The organism is Salmonella sp. SSDFZ69 (assembly GCF_004010755.1).
GTDB classification, from domain to species: domain Bacteria; phylum Pseudomonadota; class Gammaproteobacteria; order Enterobacterales; family Enterobacteriaceae; genus Salmonella; species Salmonella enterica.
Genome location: NZ_CP034831.1, coordinates 4,208,382 through 4,233,565, shown reverse-complemented (window position 1 = coordinate 4,233,565; position 25,184 = coordinate 4,208,382). Strand labels below are relative to the sequence as shown.

The window sequence follows — 25,184 nt, the reverse complement described above, 5'->3', positions numbered from 1 at the left end:
CACCTTTGGGTGAGGGGGTTTACTTATGGATAAAAAACTAGAACCTTATTATTTAAGTGCGGAAACGGCATTATCTATAGTGTCTAAAAAATTCAACATAAAAATTGACATCAAAGAGGATGATATAAATTTAAGATTTAAAAAGTACGACAGAAATAACACTGACGACTCTATACAAATGAAGAATTTCTTTTTGTCGTTAGGGCTTTCTCTACAGGATATATTATTTAATAATGGTGAGGATTTACTAAATGAGCCTATGCCGATTTTACTATTAACACCAGAAATGAAGTGGATGGTGTGTGTGAGTGGCGGGCAAAAAATAAAGTTGGTAAACGCGCGCGGTGAACTCTGTTATGTTGAAATTGAAGATGAATATTTAAAAGAGTTATCTGCATTTAGCATACTACCTTTAAATAAAGTTGTTGATAGTATAAGAGTAAAAAATATCATAAAAAACTCTTTATCAATGAACAAGATTTTTTATACTAAATACTTCTTTTCATCTCTTTTTATGGCAATTTTTGCGTTAACTATCCCAGTATTTAGTAATCTGTTCTATGATAAGCTTGTTCCAAGTGCTTCGGTTTCATCTTTATTTGGCGTGGCTATAATTGTTGCTGTATTTATTGTTTTTGAGTTTATCCTTCGTACTTCGAAAGATATTTATCAGTCTATCACAGCAAGGCAGGATGACGTCGATATTGATATCGCATTTCTTGAAGCGGTCCTTTATAGTAAAAAGAAAAATGGCAGATCCATGTCATCAGCATTTGTGCTATGGAATGAGTTTCAGAAAATTAAACCCGTTTTATTAAACTCGATCTTTCAACGTATAGCCGATATTCCAATATTTATTATATTTCTCATTGTTATATATGTAAATTTAGGTCTGGTCGTTATTGTCCCTGTTACCATGTTTATCGTCTCTATTATTATTTCCCTCGTTAACCACCATTATACTAATGAGTTAATGAACAAACAAAAAGAAGGACAGAAGAACAGGAATATTTTTATCTCAGAAGTTTTCTTATCTATTAAAATGATCCATACCTTAAATAATCAAGGTTTACTTTTTGATTGGGTCAACACATCAAATGAACAGTCGTATCTTAACCTGAAGATAAGGAAATTAAATCTTATCTATCAATCTATATTGGGGAGTATGTCATCTATTACCCAAATAACTATTATGGTAATAGCCTTTTTTATGGTAATCAAGGGTGATGTTACTACTGGCGCAATTGTTTCATCTGTCATTGTCTCTGGTCGTATTTCCGGGATCATTTCGAATTTTTCTTCTACATTAATCTCTATTTTATCAGCAGAAAAAACCGGTAAGGATCTGCTTTCTTTTTTTGATGAAGATCAGGCAGAAAAAACACCGGCATTACAGTCAATATCAAAGTGCAATGGCGATATCTCTATTCGGGGTGTGAGTTATCAGTATGACGCTCAATCTCCGATGATTATTAACCGACTGTCTATAGACATACCTGCGGGGCAGCGTGTCGCAGTGATAGGCGAATGCGGTGCAGGAAAAAGCTCATTACTGGGAATGCTATCTGGCTACCTTTCGCCAACAGACGGTGCCATCTTATATGATGGATATAACTTAGGACATTTATCGCAGAACTTTTTTTCTCAGCATTTAAGTGTGGTGACGACACATGATGTTTTATTCACCGGAACCATTGAAAGTAATTTCGCGTTAAAACCGCAAAACGACAGGGGCCGGGTACTCAAGGCGCTTCATCTGGCGAACTGTGGTTTTATCTTGCAACATCCTATGGGGCTGAAGTTTCCGGTGAATTTTATGGCTAAAAACCTGTCATCCGGACAGCAGCAGCAGTTATTATTAGCACGTAGTCTGAGCAGTAACGCCAGCGTCTTTTTATGGGATGAACCAACATCAAATCTGGATGAGAATACCGAGAAGCAAATTTTTGATAACTTAGATGAGTTTATTCATGGGAAAACGTTGATCATGGTGACGCATCGTCGATACCTGATAAAGTATTTTGACCGGGTCCTGGTAATGAAAGGTGGAAAAATAATCCGTGATTGTTCTCCGGATAAATTATTAACGTAAAATAAGCAGCGCTTGTCGCTGTTATCAGGTGGTACTGCTTAATAAAAAAGACCCGTTGCACAAACGGGTCTTTTTTGTCATTTAACGAGTCGGCAATGTCTTCAATAAGTTTAGCTCGATTCTGTTAGGGCTATTCCACTTGCCATTTTTGGATAACCACACCTGGCGGCCCTCATCAACGGCAATGCGAGGGACGTGATGGTTCGCAAGGCTACTCCTGGCGCGCGATTCCGCGTTGAGATAACCGGTGGGCGGCTTCAGCGGCAGCGATAGCGTATCAGGTCAGCACCATCGGCCATTCTGGCGGGGTCTGGCTCATCGTTTCGACCATTACGGCTTCAATGTTATGCCAGATCGCAGCGAGATCCATCATGGTAATACCGAGTAAGCCGGTGGCAAACCAGCAGGCGGATACCACGCCCAGACCGCTACTGATCACCGCCAGACCAATATAATCTGATTTACGGAAACGGATATTGAGCGTGCTGGCTAAAAACATGAGCACGGCGCTCAACAGTTGCCAGCGGAGAAGAACGACACCAGTGGTTATGGCAGCCATGAAACATTTCCTCTGAATAGACCTTTGTCCAGGACAGCGCGGCGTTGCTCCCGGGAAGCATGGGATATTCTGGCTATCGACGGACGTCACATCAACATCGAATGAAACATTGTTTCTGTTTCATTGTTTTTGTGAACTATATCACAAAAACCAGCTTGTTCGCCAGATCGGCAATGTATTTTTTGTGCGTTTTATAACCGTATTTTTTGTGTGACTTCTACGCGTCCGTAGAGAAACTGCCGGAAAGCAAAGATGTATTATTACTACTCTTTTATTTTTTTCGTGAAATTCAGACCTGATAAAAATATCAAGTTATTTATCAAAAGAAAGGAGTAAAGATGTATACCCCATCGTTTACTTGAGTATAAATCTGATATTATCAAAAATATTTAGCGTCCTGCCTGGTATGCGAAAGAGATTGCGCGTAGTTATTAATGATAAATGTTGATCGGTAAAAGTCTGTTGCTAATATTGATAAATTCATGCACCGTAAACCTCCATTTGGTTCACGTCTTATTTTGCCAACAATAGTCACAAATAATGCAGGGAAATAGGCTGAAAATGAGTCAAAGCACACGACGCAAGGTGTTGAGATTTCTCGGAACGATCATTGTGGTGTTACTTCCTGTATTGCTGGCGATCTGGTTTGCTCATATCCGGGCAGTCTCTGAAACCAGAAATCAGTTACATTCATTTGCGCAGTTGGTATTAGATAAAACGGAGCGGGTTATCCTGCAAGCGAATTTAGCCCGCGATGCCGCTGAACAATATCAGGGGCAAGCCTGTACGCCAGCCCATCAACAGCGAATGCTGAATATTATCCGCGGTCGTTTGTACATTAATGAGTTGATTTATGCTAAGGGCCAGCGTTTTCTATGCTCTACGGTTATGACGCCAACAAGTCCTTATTTTATTCCCCGCGCTGACTATAAACGAAAGCCTGACATCGCTATTTATTACTATCGTGATACGCCTTTTTTCAACGGTTATAAAATGACATATATGCAGAGGGGAAACTATGTCGCGGTTATCAATCCCTTATCTTATAGCGAGGTGATGTCAGACGATCCGGCGTTGGCCTGGGGAATGTATGATACGGTGACCAACACCTTTTTCTCCCTGAGTGAACAGGCGCAGGCTGATCAGCTATTACCTTTGGTACGACGGAGTGAACCTGTGTTCCAACAGGGTGAGCGTTTTTATACTCTGGTTAAATCAGCAAAACGACCGGTTGCCGCGATTGTGTCAACCTCAAAGCAACGCTTTTACCAGAACCTCTTTCATCAGCTTACGTTAACGCTACCGTTAGGGATCATCTGTAGCATTATCGTCTTATTTATGTGGTCACGATCCCGGCAGGCATATTACTCACCGCGTCGATTGCTGCAACGGGCCATTACCAGGCACCAGCTTTGCCTTCATTATCAGCCGATCATTGATATCCGAAACGGGACATGTGTAGGTGCCGAAGCGCTATTGCGTTGGCCGGGCTATCACGGTCCGGTGATGAGCCCGTGCGAATTTATTCCGCTGGCGGAAAAAGAGGGGATGATTGAGCAGATCACCGATTATGTCGTCGAAGAGGTATTTAATGATTTAGGTGGTTTTCTGGCCGCGCACCCGCATCTTTATGTCTCTATCAATCTCTCTGCCGCCGATTTTCTCTCTTCCCGACTAATTGTGATGATTCATGAAAAAACGCGTCAGCATTCAGTGCTTGCGCAACAGATAAAGGTTGAAGTGACTGAGCGCGGATTTATTGATGTGCCTAAAATGACGCCGATTATTCAGGCGTTTCGCCAGGCGGGATACGAGGTGGCAATTGATGACTTTGGTACCGGCTATTCGAACTTGCATAACCTGTACTCATTAAATGTCGACCTTTTAAAAATTGATAAATCTTTTGTCGACACGCTAACCACTAATAGCGCCAGCCATTTGATTGTGGAACATATTATTGAAATGGCGCAAAGTTTGCGGCTAAAAATCATTGCGGAGGGGGTTGAAACGGCTGAACAGGTTAGCTGGTTGCTAAAACGCGGCGTGCAGTATTGTCAGGGATGGCACTTTGCGAAGGCGTTACCACCGCAGGAATTCATCGCCTGGCTACAACAAACGCCCGCGCCTCTGACGATACGCGGGCAGACGCCCTACAGGCGGTGACGGTAATCGCTGGGAGTGCGATCGAACTCGCGGCGGAATACACGCGAGAAGGTTTGCTGCGATACATAGCCCAGGTCCATCGCGATATCAAAAATCGGGCGCTCGGTCGTTCGTAGCTCAACGGCCGCCAACAGGAGACGGCGCTGGCGAATATACTCGCCTAATGTTTGATGCGTTACCGTACGAAACATCCGCTGCAAATACCACTTGGAGTAGCCCGATTTTTTTGCCACCACATCAATGTTTAGCGGTTGGTCGATATGTTCATCAATCCATTCGATAAGGGTCTGAATTATCTGCTGATGCGACATATTGTTGCCTCTTAAACAGTATTCGATTCGTCGTTTTGTCTGCGGGCGAGTATAATTCCTCAAGTTAACTTGAGGTAAAGCGATTTATGGAAAAAAAATCTCCCCGTTTAAAAGCCTTACTGACGCCGGGGGAAGTTGCGAAACGTAGCGGTGTTGCTGTGTCCGCCCTGCACTTCTATGAAAGCAAAGGGCTAATTACCAGTATCCGTAATAGCGGTAACCAACGGCGATACAAGCGTGACGTGTTGCGTTATGTCGCGATTATCAAGATCGCCCAGCGTATCGGCATCCCGCTGGCAACTATCGGCGACGCGTTTGGTATCTTGCCGGAAGGACATACGTTAAGCGCGAAAGAGTGGAAGCAGCTCTCCTCGCAGTGGCGCGAAGAGTTAGACCGACGTATTCATACGCTGGTGGCGTTGCGCGATGAGCTGGACGGTTGTATCGGCTGCGGCTGTTTATCGCGTAGCGACTGTCCGCTGCGAAATCCAGGCGACAGGCTCGGCGAACACGGGACGGGTGCCCGGCTGCTTGAAGATGATTAACATGCACTCGGCCATCGGGCTGAGTTCACCTAAAACTAAAGCGCCGCTAAGGGCGCTTTAGTTTGTTTCCGGTCTTTGTCTTTCGCTCTATCCCGCTGATTACAGGAGGGTTTCCCCCGACGTCAACACCCCTCATATCGAGCACGTGGTGGAGGTTCCGGTTTGTGTTGATACTGTAAGTGTAAGCGACGACGCCCTGTTCGCCAGCGAAATGCTGATTTTTTAGCCGAAATTTTTACGGCAACTGCCATAATTTTCTATAGTTAGTTGGCATACCTTACAGGAGACAGCCATGCTGACGGTGCACCATTTAAATCAGTCTCGTTCGCAGCGCATCCTCTGGGCGCTGGAAGAGCTGGCGTTGCCTTACCAGATTGTGCGTTACCAGCGTGAAAAGACCATGCTGGCGCCGCCGGCATTGAAAAAAGTGCATCCGCTGGGCAAGTCTCCGGTTATCGAAGATCACGGTATGGTTATTGCGGAATCGGGCGCCATCCTGGAATATTTGCAGGACACTTACGACAGTATCGGACGCTTTAAACCTGCGGATGCGCAGGGGAAACAACACTATCGATTCTGGCTACATTACGCTGAAGGTTCGCTCATGCCCTTGCTATTGATGAGACTGCTCTTTACCTCTCTGGGTAAACCGCCGGTACCATTGGGCCTGCGAACGTTGGGCGGCGTTATCGGTAAGGGCGCGCAAAAAGCGTACCTCAATCCGCAACTGGAAACCCATGCGCGCTTTATTGACGGGCATCTGGCAAATCACCCCTGGTTTGCCGGAGAGCAGTTAAGTATGGCGGATATCCAGATGAGCTTCCCGCTATTTGCGCTGCTTGCCCGAGGCGGAATCGCTCATCTCGACCATATCAACGCATGGAAAGCGCGGGTAGAAATGCGTCCAGCCTGGCAGCGAGCGATTCAGCAGGGCGGTCCGTTTACCATTCCCGGCGGATAATGGCGTTTTTGTGAGCAGATTGCGCAACGTATTTGCTAACAGCGATGCGAAAAATTGTTGCTGGATTGCGCAGGGACGATAACGTTTGCGCATCGTCTGGCGATTTATTGAGCATACTAAGCAGAAAAGCATAAAAAGCGGCAAAGTTCAGTTGAAAAAGCGTTTATGATCGCTGGATAATCGTTTGCTTTTTTTTGCCACCCGTTTTGTATACGTGGAGCTAAACGTTTGCTTTTTTTGCGGCGCCCCGGCTGTCGTAAATGTAGCACAAGGAGATAACGTTGCGCTGTTAGTGGATTACCTCCCACGTATACCGACGAATAATAAATTCTCAGGGGATGTTTTCTATGTCTACGCCTTCAGCGCGTACCGGCGGTTCACTCGACGCCTGGTTTAAAATTTCACAACGCGGGAGCACCGTTCGCCAGGAAGTCGTTGCTGGCTTAACCACGTTTCTTGCGATGGTTTACTCCGTCATCGTGGTGCCAGGGATGCTGGGTAAAGCCGGGTTCCCGCCTGCTGCAGTCTTTGTAGCGACCTGCCTGGTCGCAGGCGTCGGCTCTATCGTTATGGGGCTTTGGGCGAATCTGCCGCTGGCTATCGGTTGCGCTATCTCGTTGACGGCGTTTACCGCGTTTAGCCTGGTCCTGGGGCAGCATATTAGCGTCCCGGTCGCGCTTGGCGCCGTATTCCTGATGGGCGTACTGTTTACCGTTATCTCCGCCACCGGCATTCGTAGCTGGATTTTGCGTAACTTGCCGCAGGGCGTGGCCCACGGAACCGGTATCGGTATTGGCCTGTTTTTGTTGCTGATTGCCGCCAACGGCGTCGGCCTGGTCATTAAAAACCCGCTGGATGGCCTGCCGGTCGCGCTGGGCGATTTCGATACCTTCCCGGTGATTATGTCGCTCGTGGGGCTGGCTGTTATTCTCGGTCTGGAAAAGCTGAAAGTCCCCGGCGGCATTCTGTTGACCATTATTGGCATTTCTATTGTGGGTTTGCTCTTCGATCCTAACGTCCATTTTTCCGGCATTTTCGCCATGCCTTCGTTGAGCGATGAAAACGGCAACTCGCTGATCGGCAGCCTGGATATTATGGGCGCGTTAAACCCTGTCGTTCTGCCAAGCGTACTGGCGCTGGTGATGACGGCGGTGTTTGATGCGACCGGCACGATTCGTGCGGTCGCAGGGCAGGCTAATCTGCTGGACAAAGACGGACAAATTATCGATGGCGGCAAAGCGCTAACCACCGACTCCCTGAGTAGCGTTTTCTCCGGCCTGGTCGGGGCAGCGCCAGCCGCGGTGTATATCGAGTCTGCGGCTGGTACGGCGGCGGGCGGTAAAACGGGCCTGACGGCGATTACCGTGGGCGTGCTGTTTTTGCTGATCCTGTTTCTTTCGCCGCTCTCTTATCTCGTTCCCGTCTACGCAACCGCCCCGGCGCTCATGTATGTCGGTCTGCTGATGCTGAGTAACGTGGCGAAAATCGATTTTGCTGATTTCGTCGATGCGATGGCGGGGCTGGTAACGGCTGTATTTATTGTACTGACCTGTAACATTGTCACCGGGATTATGATCGGCTTTGCCACGCTGGTCGTCGGGCGTCTGGTTTCCGGCGAATGGCGTAAACTGAATATCGGGACTGTCGTCATTGCGGTCGCGCTGGTCGCTTTTTATGCCGGCGGCTGGGCTATCTAGCTCTGCCTTCATTCTGAAAAACGGGCGGCGTTGGCCGCCCGTTTTCATTTTCAGGACACATCACGTTACCTTTTGCGTTAATCTGAAGAAGGTGAAACCGAGGCATGATGCCTTTCTCCATCATAAAAAACATCGCAAACAGGGAACGCATGGAAATTTTCTTCACAATACTCATCATGACCCTTGTGGTCTCGCTGTCGGGGGTATTTACGCGTGTATTACCCTTCCAGCTTCCTTTACCCCTTATGCAGATCGCCATTGGCGCGCTGTTGGCGTGGCCGACGTTTGGTTTGCATGTGGAATTCGACCCGGAACTCTTCCTGGTGCTGTTTATTCCGCCGCTGCTGTTTGCGGATGGCTGGAAGACGCCGACCCGTGAATTTCTTGAGCATGGACGAGAGATTTTCGGGCTGGCGCTGGCGCTGGTCCTGGTAACGGTCGTGGGAATCGGCTTCCTGATTTATTGGCTGGTGCCCGGCATTCCGCTGATCCCCGCATTTGCGCTGGCCGCCGTGCTGTCGCCGACCGATGCGGTAGCGCTCTCCGGAATTGTGGGCGAGGGGCGCATCCCGAAAAAAATCATGGGCATTCTGCAGGGAGAGGCGTTAATGAACGACGCCTCCGGTCTGGTATCGCTGAAATTCGCCGTCGCGGTGGCGATGGGGACGATGGTCTTTACCGTCGGCGGCGCGACGCTGGAATTTTTTAAGGTCGCTATCGGCGGTATTCTGGCGGGTTTTGTGGTCAGTTGGCTGTATGGCCGCTCGCTGCGTTTTTTGAGCCGCTGGGGCGGCGATGAACCCGCGACGCAAATTGTCCTGCTGTTTCTGCTGCCCTTCGCGTCTTACCTGATTGCCGAACATATTGGCGTCTCAGGCATCCTGGCCGCGGTTGCCGCCGGGATGACCATCACCCGTTCTGGCGTAATGCGCCGCGCGCCGCTGGCAATGCGTTTGCGCGCGAACAGTACCTGGGCGATGCTGGAATTTGTCTTTAACGGTATGGTCTTTCTGCTGTTGGGACTGCAATTGCCGGGGATTCTGGAATCTTCGCTGGCGGCGGCGGAAGCTGACCCGAATGTCGAAACCTGGATGCTCTTTACCGATATCGTGCTGATTTATGCAGCATTGATGCTGGTTCGCTTCGGCTGGCTGTGGACCATGAAAAAGTTCAGCCTGCGCTTTTTGAAGAAGAAACCGATGGAGTTCGCCAGCTGGACGTCGCGTGAAATTCTGATTGCTTCCTTCGCTGGCGTTCGTGGGGCGATCACCCTGGCTGGTGTGCTCTCTATACCGTTACTTTTGCCGGATGGCAGCGGATTTCCGGCGCGTTATGAACTGGTATTCCTGGCGGCTGGCGTCATTCTGTTCTCGTTATTTGTCGGCGTGATCATGCTGCCGCTGCTGTTGCAACATCTGGAAGTCGCCGATCATGCGCAACAGTTGAAAGAGGAGCGTATCGCCCGCGCGGCGACGGCGGAAGTGGCGATTGTCGCCATTCAGAAAATGGAAGAGCGTCTGGCGGCGGATACCGAAGAAAACATCGATAATCAGTTGCTTACTGAAGTAAGCTCGCGTGTCATTGGTAACTTGCGTCGCCGTGCCGATGGGCGAAACGATGTCGAAAGCTCCATACAGGAAGAAAACCTGGAGCGACGTTTCCGTCTGGCGGCGCTGCGTTCCGAGCGCGCCGAGTTGTATCATCTGCGCGCCACGCGAGAAATCAGCAATGAAACATTGCAAAAGCTGCTGCACGACCTGGATTTGATGGAAGCGCTACTGATAGAAAATCAGTAGTCCTTGTGGCCCGGTGGCGCCATGCTTACCGGGCCTACAAGTAGGCCGGATAAGGTGCTTGCGCCGCCATCCGGCAAGGGTTTTAACCTATGGCTGACGGTTGTTTCAGCCAAAACCCTTCGCAACAGGTTAACCATGCCCGGGCGCTGTGCGACAGATACACGCCCTCTCGCCAAATCATGCCTAACTGCCAGCGGAGATCGCTTTCCAGCGGTAGCCAGCGCAGCGTGGCCTTATCCAGACGCTGACAAATCGGCTCCGGCAAAATGGCGATGCCGACGCCCGCTTGCACCATGGCGGCGAGAAAATCCCATTGCCCGCTGCGCACGGCAATCCGTGGTTTTACGTCATGCTGGCTAAATAAGGTCATCAACTGGCGGCTCAGGGCAAAGTCTTCGTTATAGATAAGAAGAGGATGCTCCGCCAGAGCTTCAGGCGCGATGGAGTCGCAGGTTGTCCACTGACCGGAACGGGGAACCAGCACGCACAGCGGATGACTGAACAGCGATAACGTCGTCAGCCCGCTCGCTTCTTCCACCGGGAGCGCGGTCATCGCAACATCCAGCTCACCATTCATTACCGCCTGCTGTACCGTCAGGCCGCCAAACTCCGAAATTTTGAGTTCAACGCCAGGGTAGCGTTGTCGAAACAAACTGATTGGCCCGGCCATCAACATGCCGACCATCGGGGGAATACCCAGCCGCAGCACGCCCTTATTGAGATGGTTAATATCGCTCAACTCAGCCTCTAACTGGCGAAACTCAGCGAGGATCGCCAGACCGCGTTCAAACACCACGCGTCCGGTATCGGTCAGCAATAACTTACGTCCGTCGCGGATCAGTAGCGTACAGTTAAGCTCATCTTCAAGATTTTTCAGCATCTTGCTAATGGTGGGCTGGGTGACAAATAACTTCTCCGCTGCGCGGGTGAAACTTTGCTGGCGCACCACCTCGACAAAATAACGCAGCGTTCTGATATCCATGATTATTCCTTCCGACTATGCCTGCAATGATTTTAATTCATTTCTGCCCGTGACGGAGGTTCTCTATACTGGCGCTCCGTATTATTTTTCAGGACATTCCCTCATGGCTGTGGCGATAAGCCGCGTTACGCCTGCCGTTGTGCAACGACTCCAGGTACCGGTTCAGGTACTGCTCTATGCAGGTTTATTCATTTTTTCCCAATATCTTGTCTCCTGGCTGCACCTGCCGTTGCCCGCGAATCTGGTCGGCATGGTGCTTATGTTGGCGCTGATCGTTTGCCGGATTATTCCGCTTAGCTGGGTACGCGCAGGCGCACGCTGGCTGCTGGCGGAGATGCTGTTATTCTTTGTTCCCGCCGTCGTGGCGGTAGTGAACTATGCCCATCTGTTACTGGTGGACGGCTGGCGCATTTTCTCGGTGATAGCGATCAGTACCTTAATGGTACTCGGCGCGACGGCGTGGGTGGTGGATAAAGTGTATCGCTATGAGATGAGTAGGCTAAACCGTGAATAACGTTCAGTTAAGCGTACTGTGCCTGGTGATTACGCTGGGAATTTATTTCGCCAATAAGCGCCTGTATCGCCGTTTTCGCAAATTGCCGTTGATGCCATTAGTGCTGACGCCGGCACTGCTGGTGTTAATGCTGGTGTTCGGTCATATCTCCTGGCAAAACTACATTGGTGAATCGCACTGGCTATTGTGGCTGCTCGGCCCGGCGACTATTGCCTTTGCGGTGCCGGTGTACGATAACCTCGCGATTATCAAACGTCACTGGATGTCGCTCACCGCGGGCGTAGTGACGGCGACGGTGGTGGCGGTCACCAGTTCCGTTTGGCTGGCGCGTCTGTTCACGTTATCGGATGAGATTCAGCGTAGTCTGGCGGTACGTTCCGTTACTACGCCGTTTGCGCTGGCGGCGGCAGAACCCCTGGGCGGGCAGCCGGATCTGGTGGCGCTGTTCGTGGTCGTCACTGGCGTGTTTGGCATGGCGGTCGGCGACGCGCTATTTTTGCGTCTCTCTATCCGGGAAGGCATGGCAAAAGGGGCAGGATTCGGCGCGGCGTCACATGGGGCGGGCACGGCGCGTTCCTATGAACTTGGTCAGCAGGAGGGCGTCGTCGCCAGTCTGGTAATGATGCTGTCCGGCGTGGTGATGGTACTGGCTGCCCCGCTGGTGGCGAGGGTGATGTTCTGATTTTCCTCCGACCCACGGGGCCGGAGGAAACGGTAAGATTAATGCGCACGCCCTTGTTGTACGCCGAATCCCGTTTGGGAGCGGATAAACTGAGCGCGGAACTGCTCACGTTCACGGTTGCCTTCTGCCGAGTTATCGGTGGCCGAGAAAAACCAGATCCCCAGGAACGCCACGCTGATAGAGAACAGCGCCGGATACTCATACGGGAAGATCGCTTTTTCGTGACCGAGGATCTGCACCCAAATGGTAGGGCCAAGAATCATCAGCACCACCGCTGTCAGTAAACCTAACCAGCCGCCCAGCATAGCGCCGCGCGTGGTCAGTTTTGACCAGTACATGGAAAGCAGAATGATGGGGAAGTTGCAGCTCGCGGCGATAGCAAACGCCAGGCCCACCATAAAGGCGATGTTCTGATTTTCAAACAGGACGCCGAGGATAATGGCGATCACGCCCAGCACCAGGACGGTGATTTTCGACACCTTCAGCTCTTCACGTTCGGTTGCGCCTTTGCGGAACACGTTAGCGTACAAATCATGCGACACCGCCGATGCGCCCGCCAGCGTCAGACCGGCGACCACCGCCAGAATGGTGGCAAACGCCACTGCCGAAATAAAGCCGAGGAACAGGTTACCGCCTACCGCGTTGGCCAGATGCACCGCCGCCATGTTATTGCCGCCAATCAGCGCGCCCGCCGCATCTTTATAGGCGGGATTCGCCCCCACCAGCATGATAGCGCCGAAGCCGATAATAAAGGTCAGAATGTAGAAATAGCCCATAAAACCGGTGGCGTAGAACACGCTCTTGCGCGCTTCGCGGGCATCGCTGACCGTAAAGAAACGCATCAGAATATGCGGCAAGCCGGCAGTGCCGAACATCAGTCCCAGACCCAACGACAATGCCGAAATCGGATCTTGCACCAATCCTCCTGGGCTCATAATCGCCGTGCCTTTCGGGTGTACCGCCATGGCTTCGGTAAACAGATTATTGAAGCTAAAGCCGACGTGTTTCATCACCATAAAGGCCATAAAACTGGCGCCAAACAGCAACAGGACGGCTTTGATAATTTGCACCCACGTTGTCGCCAGCATCCCGCCGAACAGCACGTACATCATCATCAGCACGCCGACCAGCACCACAGCGATGTGATAGTTGAGGCCGAACAGCAGTTCAATCAGTTTACCGGCGCCGACCATTTGGGCGATGAGATAAAGCGCCACCACTACCAGGGAGCCACAGGCCGAAAGAATACGGATTGGCCCCTGTTTCAGGCGATAAGAGGCAACGTCAGCAAAAGTATAACGTCCCAGATTACGCAGGCGCTCGGCAATCAAAAACAGGATGATTGGCCAGCCGACAAGGAAGCCCAGCGAATAGATCAGCCCGTCATAACCGGAGGTAAACACCAGCGCGGAAATGCCGAGAAATGACGCGGCGGACATATAGTCGCCGGCAATCGCCAGCCCGTTCTGGAACCCGGTGATATTGCCGCCAGCCGTGTAGTAGTCGCTACGGGAACGTACGCGTTTAGAGGCCCAGTAGGTAATACCGAGCGTAAACACGACGAAAATCAAAAACATGATAATCGCTTGCCAGTTGGTGGGCTGGCGTTCAACCGCGCCGCTAATGGCATCCGCCGCATGAGCGGCGAAGGGGAGTGCGGCGGCGAGCGCCGTCAGAACTCTCTTCATAATGCTTTCACCTCATGCAGTACGGCGTTATTAAGACGATCGAATTCGCCATTCGCCCGCCAGATATAAATTCCGGTCAACACAAAAGAAATCACAATCACCCCGACGCCAATGGGAATTCCTCGGGTGACGCTGGTTCCCGCATGTAGAGGCGTGCCCAGCCAGCCAGGCGCGAAGGCGATCAGTAAAATAAAGCTGATATAAACCGCCAGCATGATAACCGACAGAATCGTGGCAAACCGTTGCCGTTTTTCAACTAATTCCCTGAAACGCGCACTGTCTTCTATCCGCTGATAAATTTGGTCATTCATCACAGAGCTCTCCAGAGGTCCCCCTGCGTCTTTCGCGCTACAGGCGCGTTGGCCGCACTCGCGCGCCCCAGCCACATAGTGAACTATGCTGCTGAGGGTGTGCTCGCTTGCCGCCTTCCTGTAACACGAAATCCTTTGGGGGAGGGTTTTTTATATTTCCCTCTCCCGGTTTGAGAGAGGGCAGGGGTAGGGTCGTAGGCCGGATAAAACGCGTTCGCGTTGCCATCCGGCATTTATGGTTATGACGGCATCGCGATGGCCTGCTTCTCTTCGAGCAGTTTCTCCACCACGCCAGGATCGGCGAGAGTCGAGGTATCGCCCAGATTGCTGGTATCGCCCGCCGCGATTTTGCGCAAAATACGGCGCATAATTTTGCCGGAACGGGTTTTTGGCAGTGAGTCGGTCCAGTGCAGCACGTCCGGCGTCGCCAGCGGGCCAATCTCTTTACGTACCCAGTTGCGCACCTCCGCGTACAGTTCTGGCGACGGCTCCTCGCCGTGGTTGAGCGTCACATAAGCGTAAATCGCCTGGCCTTTGATAGCGTGTGGAATACCCACCACCGCCGCTTCGGCGATCTTCGGATGCGCCACCAGCGCTGACTCGATTTCCGCCGTACCCAGACGGTGGCCGGAGACGTTTAACACGTCATCCACGCGACCGGTGATCCAGTAATAGCCGTCCTCATCGCGACGCGCGCCGTCGCCGCTGAAATACATATTCTTAAAGGTAGAGAAATAGGTCTGCTCAAAACGTTCATGATCGCCGAACAGAGTGCGCGCCTGGCCCGGCCAGGAATCGGTGATGACCAGATTGCCTTCCGTCGCGCCTTCTTGCGGATGGCCTTCGTTATCCACCAGCGCAGGCTGTACGCCAAAGAAAGGACGGGTGGCGGAACCGGCTTTCAGTTCGATAGCGCCTGGTAGCGGCGTGATCATAAAACCGCCTGTTTCAGTCTGCCACCAGGTGTCGACGACCGGACATTTTTCCTTGCCGATCTTCTTCCAGTACCATTCCCACGCTTCGGGATTGATCGGCTCGCCGACGGAACCCAGAATGCGCAGTGAAGAACGGTCGGTGCCTTCAATGGCTTTATCGCCTTCCGCCATCAGCGCGCGGATGGCCGTCGGGGCGGTATAGAGAATGTTGACCTGGTGTTTGTCGACCACCTGGCACATGCGAGCGGGCGTTGGCCAATTCGGCACGCCTTCAAACATTAAGGTGGTCGCGCCGCAGGCCAGCGGGCCATACAACAGATAGCTGTGCCCCGTCACCCAACCCACATCGGCGGTACACCAGTAAATATCGCCAGGGTGATAATCAAAGACATACTTAAAGGTGGTCGCGGCGTAGACCAGATAGCCGCCGGTGGTGTGCAGCACGCCTTTCGGCTTGCCGGTGGAGCCGGAGGTATAAAGGATAAACAGCGGATCTTCGGCATTCATCGCTTCAGGCTGGTGCTCAGGGCTGGCTTTTTCAATCAAATCGCGCCACCACAGGTCGCGGCCTTCTTGCCAGTCAATGTCGCTGCCGGTGCGCTTCAGGACGATCACATGCTCAACGCTAGTGACATTCGGGTTTTTCAGCGCGTCATCGACATTCTTTTTCAGCGGGATACTGCGTCCGGCACGTACACCTTCGTCAGCGGTGATCACCAGCCGCGAGCTGGAGTCGATAATGCGTCCGGCGACGGCTTCCGGCGAGAAGCCCCCGAAGATCACCGAATGCACCGCACCGATGCGGGCGCAGGCCAACATTGCCACCGCCGCTTCCGGCACCATCGGCATATAAATCGCTACCACATCGCCTTTTTTAATGCCCAGATCCAGCAGCGTATTCGCGAAACGGCAGACATCGCGATGCAGTTCGCGATAAGAGATATGTTTACTCTGCGACGCGTCATCGCCTTCCCAGATAATGGCGGTGCGATCGCCATTTTCCTGCAAATGGCGGTCAAGACAGTTCGCCGCCAGATTCAGCGTGCCGTCCTCGTACCATTTAATCGACACATTGCCTGGCGCAAAGGAGGTGTTTTTCACTTTTTGGTACGGCGTGATCCAATCGAGAATTTTTCCCTGTTCGCCCCAAAACGTATCGGGGTCGTTAATAGACTGTTTATATTTAGTCTCATACTGCTCTGGATTTATCAGGCAACGATCCGCAATGTTGGCGGGAATGGCGTGTTTATGTGTTTGGCTCATGCTGTTGTTCTCCTTGTAGGATGTTAATAATATGTCGCATAAACGTTAAATGTAGGGTCTTAATAAGTTTTGTTTAGTATTTGGGCGACAGATCACGCAAAAAGGGAACTGTGCAAATAAGCAGCAATCTATTTTTTGATTGTGTCCCGCAAAATTAGATAAATTTTCGGGATAACATGACGTTATATGAAATTTTTTAAAAAAGTGATCCGTGTCCGGAAATCAGAAAAGAGAGGGAGTTTTGTCCAGGTTACTAACTCTAAAGTGGTATTTTACATACACTTACAATTGATTAAAGACAACATTTTAAGTGTGGTTATTTGTTACACATAGAGGAGATCAATGTAATAACAGTATTTGTGCGGTTGCTGTTATGGAAAACGATAAAAATCGCCATTAAAGATAATGGCGCAATCTGGATGAGACCTCTATGGCAAGGAAAACACTACGCGCACGCCGTTTCTTCAGCCTTATATTTCCTTTTTTCTTCATTACCTCTGTTTACGCTGAGCAAACGCCTGAATCCGCAAAAACCGTTACTGTTGAAGCGAAAAATGAAATGTTCGCGCCTCAACACCCCGACCAATATCAGTCATGGAAAGCGACGTCAGAACAGTCTGCCCGTGAAGATGCGCTGGCGGAAGACCCTCGTCTGGTGATCCTGTGGGCGGGCTATCCCTTCTCCCGTGATTACAACAAACCACGCGGCCACGCGTATGCGGTAACTGACGTGCGCGAAACACTGCGTACCGGCGCGCCAAAAACGGCGGAAGACGGCCCGCTGCCGATGGCCTGCTGGAGTTGTAAAAGCCCCGATGTCGCGCGCCTTATCCAACAAGAAGGCGAAGACGGCTATTTCCATGGCAAATGGGCGCGCGGCGGCCCGGAAATTGTCAACGATTTGGGCTGTGCCGACTGTCATAACACCGCGTCGGACGATTTCGCCCAAGGGAAGCCCGCGTTAACGTTGTCGCGCCCCTATGCCGAACGGGCGATGGAGGCTATCGGCAAACCGTTTGATAAAGCGGGTCGCTTTGATCAGCAATCGATGGTCTGCGGCCAGTGCCACGTGGAGTACTACTTTGACGGTAAAAACAAAGCCGTTAAGTTCCCGTGGGACGAAGGCATGAAGGTCGAAAATATGGAGCAATACTACGACACTATCGCCTTCTCTGACTGGACTAACTCTCTGTCGAAAACCCCGATGCTCAAAGCGCAGCACCCGGAATATGAAACCTGGAGCGCGGGCATTCACGGTAAGAACAACGTGACCTGTATCGACTGCCACATGCCGAAAGTACAGAACGCCGAAGGCAAGCTCTACACCGACCATAAAATCGGCAACCCGTTCGACAATTTCGCGCAAACCTGCGCCAACTGCCACACCCAGGACAAAGCGTCCCTGCAAAAAGTGGTCGCCGAGCGTAAACAGGCGATTCATGACCTGAAAATCAAGGTTGAAGATCAGCTGGTACATGCGCACTTCGAAGCGAAAGCCGCATGGGATGCGGGGGCGACAGACGCGGAAATGAAACCGATTCTGAACGATATTCGCCACGCGCAGTGGCGTTGGGATCTGGCGATTGCGTCACACGGTATTCATATGCATGCCCCGGAAGAAGGTCTACGGATGTTAGGCAGTGCGATGGATAAAGCCGCGGATGCCCGTACTAAACTGGCGCGACTGCTGGCGACCAAAGGCATTACCCATGAAATTCCGCTGCCGGATATTTCGACGAAAGAGAAGGCGCAGAAAGCGATTGGTTTGAATATGCAACAAATCAACGCGGAGAAGCAGGACTTCCTGAAAACGGTCGTACCGCAGTGGGAAGATCAGGCGCGTAAAAACGGTCTGTTAAGCCAATAACCTCACATGTGACAAATTTGCCGGATGACAGCGCAAGCGCTTTATCCGGCCTACAGAAGTCTTGTAGGCCTTAAAGCTGCGCGCCATCAGGCATTATGTAATGGAGTGAATATGAGCGTATTACGTTCGTTATTAACTGCTGGGGTGCTGGCGTCAGGCCTGTTCTGGAGCCTGAGTGGAATCACTGCCACGCCAACGCCGCAGGAGTCGGATCAACGCTGGACGGTTACTCAGCAGCGTAATCCGGATGCTGCCTGTCTGGATTGTCACAAGCCGGATACTGAAGGTATGCATGGTAAACATGCGGAAGTCATTAACCCGAACAACAAACTGCCGGTCACCTGCACCAACTGTCACGGCCAGCCGTCACCGAACCACCGCGAGGGGGTGAAGGATGTGATGCGCTTTAATGAGCCAATGTACAACGTGGAGCAGCAGAACAGCGTCTGTATGTCCTGTCACCTGCCTGAGCAGTTGCAAAAAGCGTTCTGGCCGCACGATGTCCACGTCACAAAAGTAGCGTGCGCCAGCTGTCACTCACTGCATCCGAAGCAAGACACGATGCAGACGCTAAGCGATAAAGGACGGATCAAGATTTGCGTCGATTGTCACAGCGATCAGCGTAACAATCCGAACTTTAACCCGGCGTCGGTTCCGTTGCTTAAGGAGCATCCATGAGTTGCTCTCGTCGCCAGTTTATCACCGGCGTCGGCGCGCTGGTGGCAGTGAGCGGGACGGCGGGACGCGTTGTGGCGAAGACGTTGAACATCAACGGCGTGCGTTACGGTATGGTACACGATGAGTCATTATGCATCGGCTGTACGGCCTGCATGGATGCTTGTCGGGAAGTCAACAACGTACCGGAAGGCGTATCGCGCCTGACGATTATTCGCAGCGAGCCGCAGGGGACGTTTCCTGATGTGAAATATCGCTTCTTCCGCCACTCGTGCCAGCATTGCGACCATGCCCCCTGCGTTGACGTCTGCCCGACCGGCGCATCATTCCGCGATGCCGCCAGCGGTATTGTCGACGTGAACCCTGACCTTTGCGTTGGCTGTCAGTACTGCATCGCCGCGTGTCCTTATCGCGTGCGCTTTATCCATCCGGTGAGCAAAACGGCGGATAAATGCGATTTCTGCCGGAAAACTAACCTGAAAGCGGGCAAACAGCCCGCCTGCGTTGAGTCATGTCCGACGAAGGCGCTGACGTTTGGTAATCTGGACGATCCCAACAGCGATATCTCCCGTTTGTTGCAGCAGAAAACCACCTACCGTTACAAGCTGGCGCTGGGCACAAAACCGAAGGTCTACCGCGTTCCCTTTAAATATGGGGAGGTGAGCCAATGACACCCGCTTCTGCATTTCATTTTGAATCACTGGTGTGGGACTGGCCCATCGCCATCTATCTGTTCCTGATTGGTATCTCCGCCGGACTGGTTACGTTGGCGATTCTGCTGCGTCGCTTCCATCCGGAGGCGGGCGGTTCGGACAGCACTCTGCTGCGCACCACGCTGGTGTTAGGGCCGGGGGCGATTATCTTCGGTCTGCTGATTCTGGTATTCCACCTGACGCGGCCATGGACCTTCTGGAAACTGATGTTCCACTACAGCTTCACTTCGGTGATGTCGATGGGGGTCATGCTGTTCCAGTTGTATATGGTGGTACTGGTGCTGTGGCTGGCAAAAATCTTTGAAAAAGAGGTGATTGCCCTGCAACAACGCTGGCTGCCGCGGTTAGGTATCGTACAGAAAGTGCTGACGTTGATAACGCCGTTTCATCGCGCGCTGGAGACGTTAATGCTGGTGCTGGCGGTCCTGCTCGGGGCGTACACCGGGTTTCTGCTGTCGGCGCTGAAGTCCTACCCGTTCCTGAATAACCCGATCCTGCCGGTACTATTCCTGTTCTCCGGGATTTCCTCCGGCGCGGCGGTGGCGCTGATCGCCATGGCGTTACGCCATCGTAGCAACCCGCACAGCACTGAAGCGCACTTTGTGCATCGCATGGAGGTTCCGGTGGTATGGCTGGAAATTTTCCTGCTGGCGGCGTTCTTCGTCGGTCTGGCGCTGGGCGATGACGGCAAAATGCGCGCGCTGGCGGCGGCGCTGGGCGGCGGATTCTGGAGCTGGTGGTTCTGGCTTGGCGTCGTAGGGCTGGGATTGATTATCCCGCTGCTGCTGAAACCCTGGGCAAATCGTAGCGTCACGTTTCACGGCGTGCTGGCCGTTTGCGTCGCCAGTTTGACCGGCGTGCTGTTGCTGCGCTTTTTCATTCTTTATGCGGGACAGCTAACGGTTGCATAATCTGGACATCTTCCTTCCTGAAGCCGGATTTCTGGCGCTGTTGTTGAGTCTCGGGGTCAACGTGCTGACCCCGCTGGCGACGTGGTGCGGGATGGCGCAGCATTGGCGTGGCGTCATGCGCCTGACGACCTGCGGCGCGTGGACGGCGTTCACGCTGCTGCTACTGGCGTTTGCGATTCTGGTTAGCTGTTTTCTGACCAGCGATTTTTCGGTCGTTTATGTTGCGCAGCATAGCCATAGTCAGTTGTCATGGGGACTGAAACTGGCGGCGGTATGGGGCGGTCATGAAGGCTCGCTCCTGCTGTGGGCGCTGCTTCTTTCGGGATGGACGGCGCTATTCGCCTGGCGCTCCCGGCATGAATCTGACGCGCTTTTTCCGCTGACCCTGAGCATCTTGTCCCTCATTATGGCTTCGCTGCTGCTATTTATTGTGCTGTGGTCCGATCCGTTCCTGCGTATTTTCCCTCCCGCCATGGAAGGGCGCGACCTTAATCCCATGCTGCAACATCTGGGGCTGATCTTACATCCGCCGCTGCTCTATCTGGGTTATGGCGGCCTGATGACCGCGGCGAGCGTAGCGCTGGCCTCGCTACTGTGCGGCGGCTTTAACGCGGCAACCGCCTGGGTGTGCTGGCGCTGGGCGTTACCCGGCTGGTGCGCTCTGACGCTGGGGATCATTCTCGGATCGTGGTGGGCGTATTGCGAACTGGGCTGGGGCGGCTGGTGGTTCTGGGACCCGGTGGAAAATGCCTCGTTGTTGCCGTGGCTTGCCGCCAGCGCGTTGCTGCACAGTCTGTATGTCAGCCGCCAGCGCGGGAGCTTCCGTCACTGGTCGTTGCTGCTGGCGATACTGACGCTGATCCTCTCGTTACTGGGAACGCTGATTGTGCGTTCCGGCATTCTTGTTTCGGTACATGCCTTTGCGCTGGATAACGTGCGCGCCGCGCCGCTGTTTACCCTTTTTGCCGCGTTAAGTCTGGCATCGCTTGCTCTGTACGGCTGGCGGGCGCGGGAGCCGTATCCGGCGACGCGTTTGGGCGGCGGAAAGCACGAAACGCTCATTCTGGCGACGCTGCTGCTCTTTAGCGCCGTCTTGTTGATCGTGCTGGTCGGGACGCTCTACCCCATGATTTATGGTTTGATGGGCTGGGGAAGGCTTTCGGTGGGCGCGCCCTATTTTAATCGCGTCACGCTGCCGTTTGGCCTGCTGATGCTGGTAGTTATCGTGCTGGCGACAATCAGAAGCCGCAAAGTCTCTGTGCGTTGTCAGCTTCCGGCGTTGCTGGCGCATACGGGCGTATTTATCTTCGCCGCCGGGATCATGGTTTCCAGCGGCAGTCGGCATGAAATCAGCCTTAACCTCAGCCCCGGTCAGCAGGTGGTACTGGCGGGCTATACCTTTCGTTTCGAGCGTCTGGATCTGGAGGCCAAAGGCAACTACACCAGTGAAAAAGCGCGGATCACGTTGTGGCGGAATGAAAAACGCATTGGCAGCCTGCAGCCTGAAAGGCGCTTCTATGCCGCGCGTCGTCAACAGATGATGGAGCCGGGGATTCACTGGAACCTGCTACATGACTGGTACGCGGTGATGGGCGAAAAAAACGGACCGGATCGTTACGCCATGCGCTTATACGTGCAGACCGGCGTGCGCTGGATCTGGGGTGGGGGATTGTTGATGGTGTGTGGCGCGCTGCTGAGCGGATGGCGGGGGAGGAAGCGTGACGCGTAAATTACTCACAGCGTTGCCGGATGGCGGCGTAAACGCCTTATCCGGCCTACAGGATGCGCAAACCGTAGGCCGGATAAGCGTAGCGCCATCCGGCAGAAAGTTTTTACTCTTAACGATCGTCCTGTTTTTAATCACCTTCGCCACCCACGCCCAGGTGGTGGATACCTGGCGCTTTGACAATCCACAACAGCAGGAAAAAGCGCTATCTATTGCCAGTCAACTGCGCTGTCCGCAGTGTCAGAACCAGAATTTGCTGGAATCCAATGCGCCCGTGGCGGTCAGTATGCGCCATCAGGTTTACAGCATGGTGGCCGAAGGTAAAAGCGAAGCGGAAATCACCGCCTGGATGACCGACCGTTATGGTGATTTCGTACGCTACAACCCGCCGTTGAATGAGCAAACGCTGCTGTTGTGGGCGCTGCCGTACCTGCTGTTATTGCTGGTGGGCGTGGTGGCCTGGCGGGTGAGAAAGCGTCAGCACGCAGAAGAGGGAGAACAATGAGCCAGTCTGAACACTCCACTGCGCCGTTACGTCCCATGCCCGTAAAGCGTCTGGCGGCTGCGGCGGTGTTGATGGTGGCTGCCTGTGTCGGCGGCTATCTGTTGACGCCGAAATGGCAGGCTGTGCGTAGCGAGCAACAGCGTCTGGCCGATCCGCTACGTGACTTTACGAACCCGCAAACGCCAGAGGCGCAGCTTTCCAGGCTGCAAGAAAAAATCCGCGCCAATCCGCAGGATAGCGAGCAATGGGCGCGGCTGGGCGAGTATTATCTCTATCGCAATGCGTATGACAATGCGCTGCTGGCATATCGTCAGGCGTTGCGTCTGCGAGGCGATAACGCGCAGCTTTTCGCCGCGCTGGCAACGGTGCTGTATTACCAGGCCGGGCAACATATGACGCCTGCGACGCGTGAAATGATTAATAAAGCGTTAGCGCTGGATGCGACAGAAGTGACCGCGCAGATGCTGCTGGCGGCGGATGCGTTTATGCAGGCGGATTATGCGCAAGCCGTGTCGCTGTGGCAAACCTTACTGGATGCCAACTCGCCGCGAGTGAACCGCGCGCAGCTGGTAGAGGCCATTAATTTGGCTAAATTGTTACAAAATCGGCAGAAATAATTTTTTCTTTTTTGTGACTTTTGTCATGTGTGCTGTTTAAAAAAACGGCGAATGAGCCACAGGTAAAAATTAATTACCTCAGTGTATTATTCGTTTTTGACGAAGTAAAAAACTTTCCATAACAAATAGTTATTCATCATTAACGCCATAAACTCGCGTTATTATGCATAAAAACAGCCAAAAGCCCTGTTATGAAAGGGTTGCGCAAGACGCTATGCAAATGATACTGATTATGCGCGTTAAAAAACTCTACAAACCAACGCAACACAAATCATACCCTTTCAGTATGTATTGCTCTCATGCTTTCGGCGGAGAGCAACGCTTCATCGAGGAAGTCTGTTGTTATGAAAAATTTGAAAGTCAGCCTGGCCTGGCAAATTTTGCTGGCTATGGTGCTGGGCATTCTGTTGGGCAGCTATCTGCATTATCACAGTGACAGTCGTGAATGGCTGATTGCCAACCTGCTGTCGCCTGCTGGCGATATCTTTATCCACCTGATTAAAATGATCGTCGTGCCGATCGTGATCTCGACTCTGATTGTCGGCATCGCCGGCGTTGGCGATGCGAAACAGCTAGGCCGTATCGGCGCCAAAACCATTCTCTATTTTGAACTGATCACTACGGTGGCGATTATCCTCGGCATTACGCTGGCGAATGTCTTTCAGCCAGGCTCAGGCATTGATATGTCGCAACTGGCGACCGTCGATATTTCGAAATACCAGAACACCACGGCGGAAGTACAAAGTCATGCGCATGGGCTGATGGGGACGATACTGTCGCTGGTGCCGACCAATATCATCGCATCGATGGCCAAAGGGGATATGCTGCCAATTATCTTTTTCTCGGTCCTGTTTGGACTGGGGTTGTCATCCCTGCCGGCAACGCACCGCGAACCGCTGGTGACGGTATTTCGTTCCATCTCTGAGACCATGTTTAAAGTCACCCATATGGTGATGCGCTATGCGCCAGTGGGCGTTTTTGCGCTGATCGCCGTCACGGTGGCGAATTTTGGTTTCGCGTCGCTGTGGCCGCTGGCGAAACTGGTGCTGCTGGTACACTTTGCCATTATCTTCTTTGCGCTTGTAGTGCTGGGCATCGTGGCGCGCCTGTGCGGGTTAAGTATCTGGATTCTGATTCGCATTCTGAAAGATGAATTGATTCTGGCGTACTCGACCGCCAGCTCCGAGAGCGTGCTGCCGCGCATTATCGAGAAGATGGAAGCTTACGGCGCACCAGCCTCTATCACCAGTTTCGTGGTACCGACCGGTTACTCATTTAACCTCGACGGCTCCACGTTATACCAGAGCATCGCCGCCATTTTTATCGCGCAGCTATACGGTATCGACCTGTCGCTGTGGCAGGAAATTGTATTGGTGCTGACGCTGATGGTGACGTCGAAAGGGATTGCCGGCGTGCCTGGCGTTTCCTTCGTGGTGTTACTGGCGACGCTGGGCAGCGTGGGCATTCCGCTGGAAGGGCTGGCGTTTATCGCCGGTGTCGACCGTATCCTCGACATGGCGCGTACTGCGCTAAATGTGGTGGGGAATGCGCTGGCGGTGCTGGTGATCGCCAAGTGGGAACACAAGTTTGACCGCAAAAAAGCGCTGGCCTATGAGCGCGATGTGCTGGGCAAATTTGATAAAACCGCCCAATAACGGATTGCCGAATGGC

The 25,184-nt window shown here is 52.4% G+C and carries 20 protein-coding genes and 1 pseudogene; 15 read left to right on the top strand and 6 right to left on the bottom strand.

Annotated elements, in window-relative coordinates; translation table 11 throughout:
- Positions 1–25 precede the first annotated feature (25 nt).
- The gene (gene siiF / locus EOS98_RS21010; protein ID WP_000358575.1) at positions 26–2,092 is read left to right on the top strand and encodes an SPI-4 type I secretion system protein SiiF; all 2,067 of its coding nucleotides are present in this window, start codon (positions 26–28) and stop codon (positions 2,090–2,092) included.
- 277 nt (positions 2,093–2,369) lie between these two features.
- On the opposite strand, the gene EOS98_RS21005 is transcribed toward siiF, so the two are convergent.
- Positions 2,370–2,651, bottom strand: coding sequence for a YjcB family protein (locus tag EOS98_RS21005; protein WP_000719058.1), 282 nt, complete (start codon positions 2,649–2,651; stop codon positions 2,370–2,372).
- A gap of 561 nt (positions 2,652–3,212) precedes the next feature.
- On the opposite strand from EOS98_RS21005, the gene EOS98_RS21000 reads away from it, so the two are divergent.
- A complete protein-coding gene (locus tag EOS98_RS21000) occupies positions 3,213–4,814 on the top strand; it encodes an EAL domain-containing protein (protein ID WP_023200696.1) in 1,602 nt (533 codons plus the stop codon).
- On the opposite strand, the gene soxS is transcribed toward EOS98_RS21000, so the two are convergent.
- Positions 4,802–5,125, bottom strand: coding sequence for a superoxide response transcriptional regulator SoxS (soxS, locus tag EOS98_RS20995; RefSeq protein WP_000019483.1), 324 nt, complete (start codon positions 5,123–5,125; stop codon positions 4,802–4,804). The genes EOS98_RS21000 and soxS overlap by 13 nt on opposite strands.
- A gap of 86 nt (positions 5,126–5,211) precedes the next feature.
- Between soxS and soxR the strand changes: the two genes are divergently transcribed.
- The 4 genes from soxR to EOS98_RS20970 all read left to right on the top strand — a co-directional run bounded on the left by soxR (position 5,212) and on the right by EOS98_RS20970 (position 10,124).
- On the top strand, positions 5,212–5,670 hold the full coding sequence (soxR, locus tag EOS98_RS20990; protein WP_000412686.1) for a redox-sensitive transcriptional activator SoxR: 459 nt from the start codon (positions 5,212–5,214) through the stop codon (positions 5,668–5,670).
- Positions 5,671–5,962: 292 nt separating this feature from the next.
- Positions 5,963–6,631: a glutathione S-transferase family protein gene (locus tag EOS98_RS20985; protein ID WP_000958575.1), complete on the top strand. Its 669-nt coding sequence runs from the start codon at positions 5,963–5,965 to the stop codon at positions 6,629–6,631.
- A 347-nt stretch (positions 6,632–6,978) separates the two neighbouring features.
- A complete protein-coding gene (gene ghxP, locus EOS98_RS20980; protein WP_000106907.1) occupies positions 6,979–8,328 on the top strand; it encodes a guanine/hypoxanthine transporter GhxP in 1,350 nt (449 codons plus the stop codon).
- A 149-nt stretch (positions 8,329–8,477) separates the two neighbouring features.
- Positions 8,478–10,124, top strand: a complete 1,647-nt coding sequence (locus EOS98_RS20970; RefSeq protein ID WP_000402189.1) for a Na+/H+ antiporter — start codon at positions 8,478–8,480, stop codon at positions 10,122–10,124.
- Positions 10,125–10,206: 82 nt separating this feature from the next.
- Here the strand turns inward: EOS98_RS20970 and EOS98_RS20965 are convergent, their stop codons facing one another.
- Complete coding sequence (locus tag EOS98_RS20965; RefSeq protein ID WP_001651257.1) at positions 10,207–11,106, bottom strand: LysR family transcriptional regulator; 900 nt, start codon at positions 11,104–11,106, stop codon at positions 10,207–10,209.
- 103 nt (positions 11,107–11,209) lie between these two features.
- On the opposite strand from EOS98_RS20965, the gene EOS98_RS20960 reads away from it, so the two are divergent.
- Together EOS98_RS20960 and EOS98_RS20955 are read left to right on the top strand one after the other, a co-directional pair.
- Positions 11,210–11,620: a CidA/LrgA family protein gene (locus tag EOS98_RS20960; RefSeq protein ID WP_000257347.1), complete on the top strand. Its 411-nt coding sequence runs from the start codon at positions 11,210–11,212 to the stop codon at positions 11,618–11,620.
- The gene (locus EOS98_RS20955) at positions 11,613–12,302 is read left to right on the top strand and encodes an LrgB family protein (RefSeq protein ID WP_001067096.1); all 690 of its coding nucleotides are present in this window, start codon (positions 11,613–11,615) and stop codon (positions 12,300–12,302) included. Before EOS98_RS20960 ends, EOS98_RS20955 begins: the two co-directional genes overlap by 8 nt.
- A 38-nt stretch (positions 12,303–12,340) precedes the next feature.
- Here EOS98_RS20955 and actP read toward each other — a convergent pair whose 3' ends face one another.
- The 3 genes from actP to acs form a co-directional block, all read right to left on the bottom strand.
- The gene (gene actP, locus EOS98_RS20950; protein ID WP_000832536.1) at positions 12,341–13,990 is read right to left on the bottom strand and encodes a cation/acetate symporter ActP; all 1,650 of its coding nucleotides are present in this window, start codon (positions 13,988–13,990) and stop codon (positions 12,341–12,343) included.
- Positions 13,987–14,301: a DUF485 domain-containing protein gene (locus EOS98_RS20945; protein ID WP_000999620.1), complete on the bottom strand. Its 315-nt coding sequence runs from the start codon at positions 14,299–14,301 to the stop codon at positions 13,987–13,989. The genes actP and EOS98_RS20945 overlap by 4 nt, the downstream gene beginning before the upstream one ends.
- A gap of 239 nt (positions 14,302–14,540) precedes the next feature.
- Positions 14,541–16,499: an acetate--CoA ligase gene (gene acs, locus EOS98_RS20940; RefSeq protein WP_000083877.1), complete on the bottom strand. Its 1,959-nt coding sequence runs from the start codon at positions 16,497–16,499 to the stop codon at positions 14,541–14,543.
- Positions 16,500–16,929: 430 nt separating this feature from the next.
- Here acs and nrfA point away from each other — a divergent pair, with 430 nt between their 5' ends.
- From nrfA to gltP, 7 genes and pseudogenes are all read left to right on the top strand, one after another.
- Entirely contained in the window at positions 16,930–18,366 is a 1,437-nt protein-coding gene (gene nrfA / locus EOS98_RS20935; RefSeq protein ID WP_000101771.1) for an ammonia-forming nitrite reductase cytochrome c552 subunit, read from the top strand.
- A 111-nt stretch (positions 18,367–18,477) separates the two neighbouring features.
- Positions 18,478–19,044, top strand: coding sequence for a cytochrome c nitrite reductase pentaheme subunit (gene nrfB, locus EOS98_RS20930; RefSeq protein ID WP_005132587.1), 567 nt, complete (start codon positions 18,478–18,480; stop codon positions 19,042–19,044).
- Positions 19,041–19,712, top strand: coding sequence for a cytochrome c nitrite reductase Fe-S protein (nrfC, locus tag EOS98_RS20925; RefSeq protein WP_126524356.1), 672 nt, complete (start codon positions 19,041–19,043; stop codon positions 19,710–19,712). Before nrfB ends, nrfC begins: the two co-directional genes overlap by 4 nt.
- Positions 19,709–20,665, top strand: coding sequence for a cytochrome c nitrite reductase subunit NrfD (nrfD, locus tag EOS98_RS20920; RefSeq protein WP_126524355.1), 957 nt, complete (start codon positions 19,709–19,711; stop codon positions 20,663–20,665). Before nrfC ends, nrfD begins: the two co-directional genes overlap by 4 nt.
- Positions 20,658–22,896, top strand: a pseudogene (gene nrfF / locus EOS98_RS20915) (heme lyase NrfEFG subunit NrfF). Before nrfD ends, nrfF begins: the two are co-directional and overlap by 8 nt.
- Positions 22,893–23,513, top strand: coding sequence for a heme lyase NrfEFG subunit NrfG (gene nrfG, locus EOS98_RS20905; RefSeq protein ID WP_000083232.1), 621 nt, complete (start codon positions 22,893–22,895; stop codon positions 23,511–23,513). The pseudogene nrfF and the gene nrfG overlap by 4 nt, the downstream one beginning before the upstream one ends.
- Positions 23,514–23,857: 344 nt before the next feature.
- Positions 23,858–25,168 carry a glutamate/aspartate:proton symporter GltP gene (gene gltP / locus EOS98_RS20900; RefSeq protein WP_000793278.1) on the top strand — a complete coding sequence of 437 codons (1,311 nt, stop codon included), beginning with the start codon at positions 23,858–23,860 and terminating at the stop codon, positions 25,166–25,168.
- Positions 25,169–25,184 lie beyond the last annotated feature (16 nt).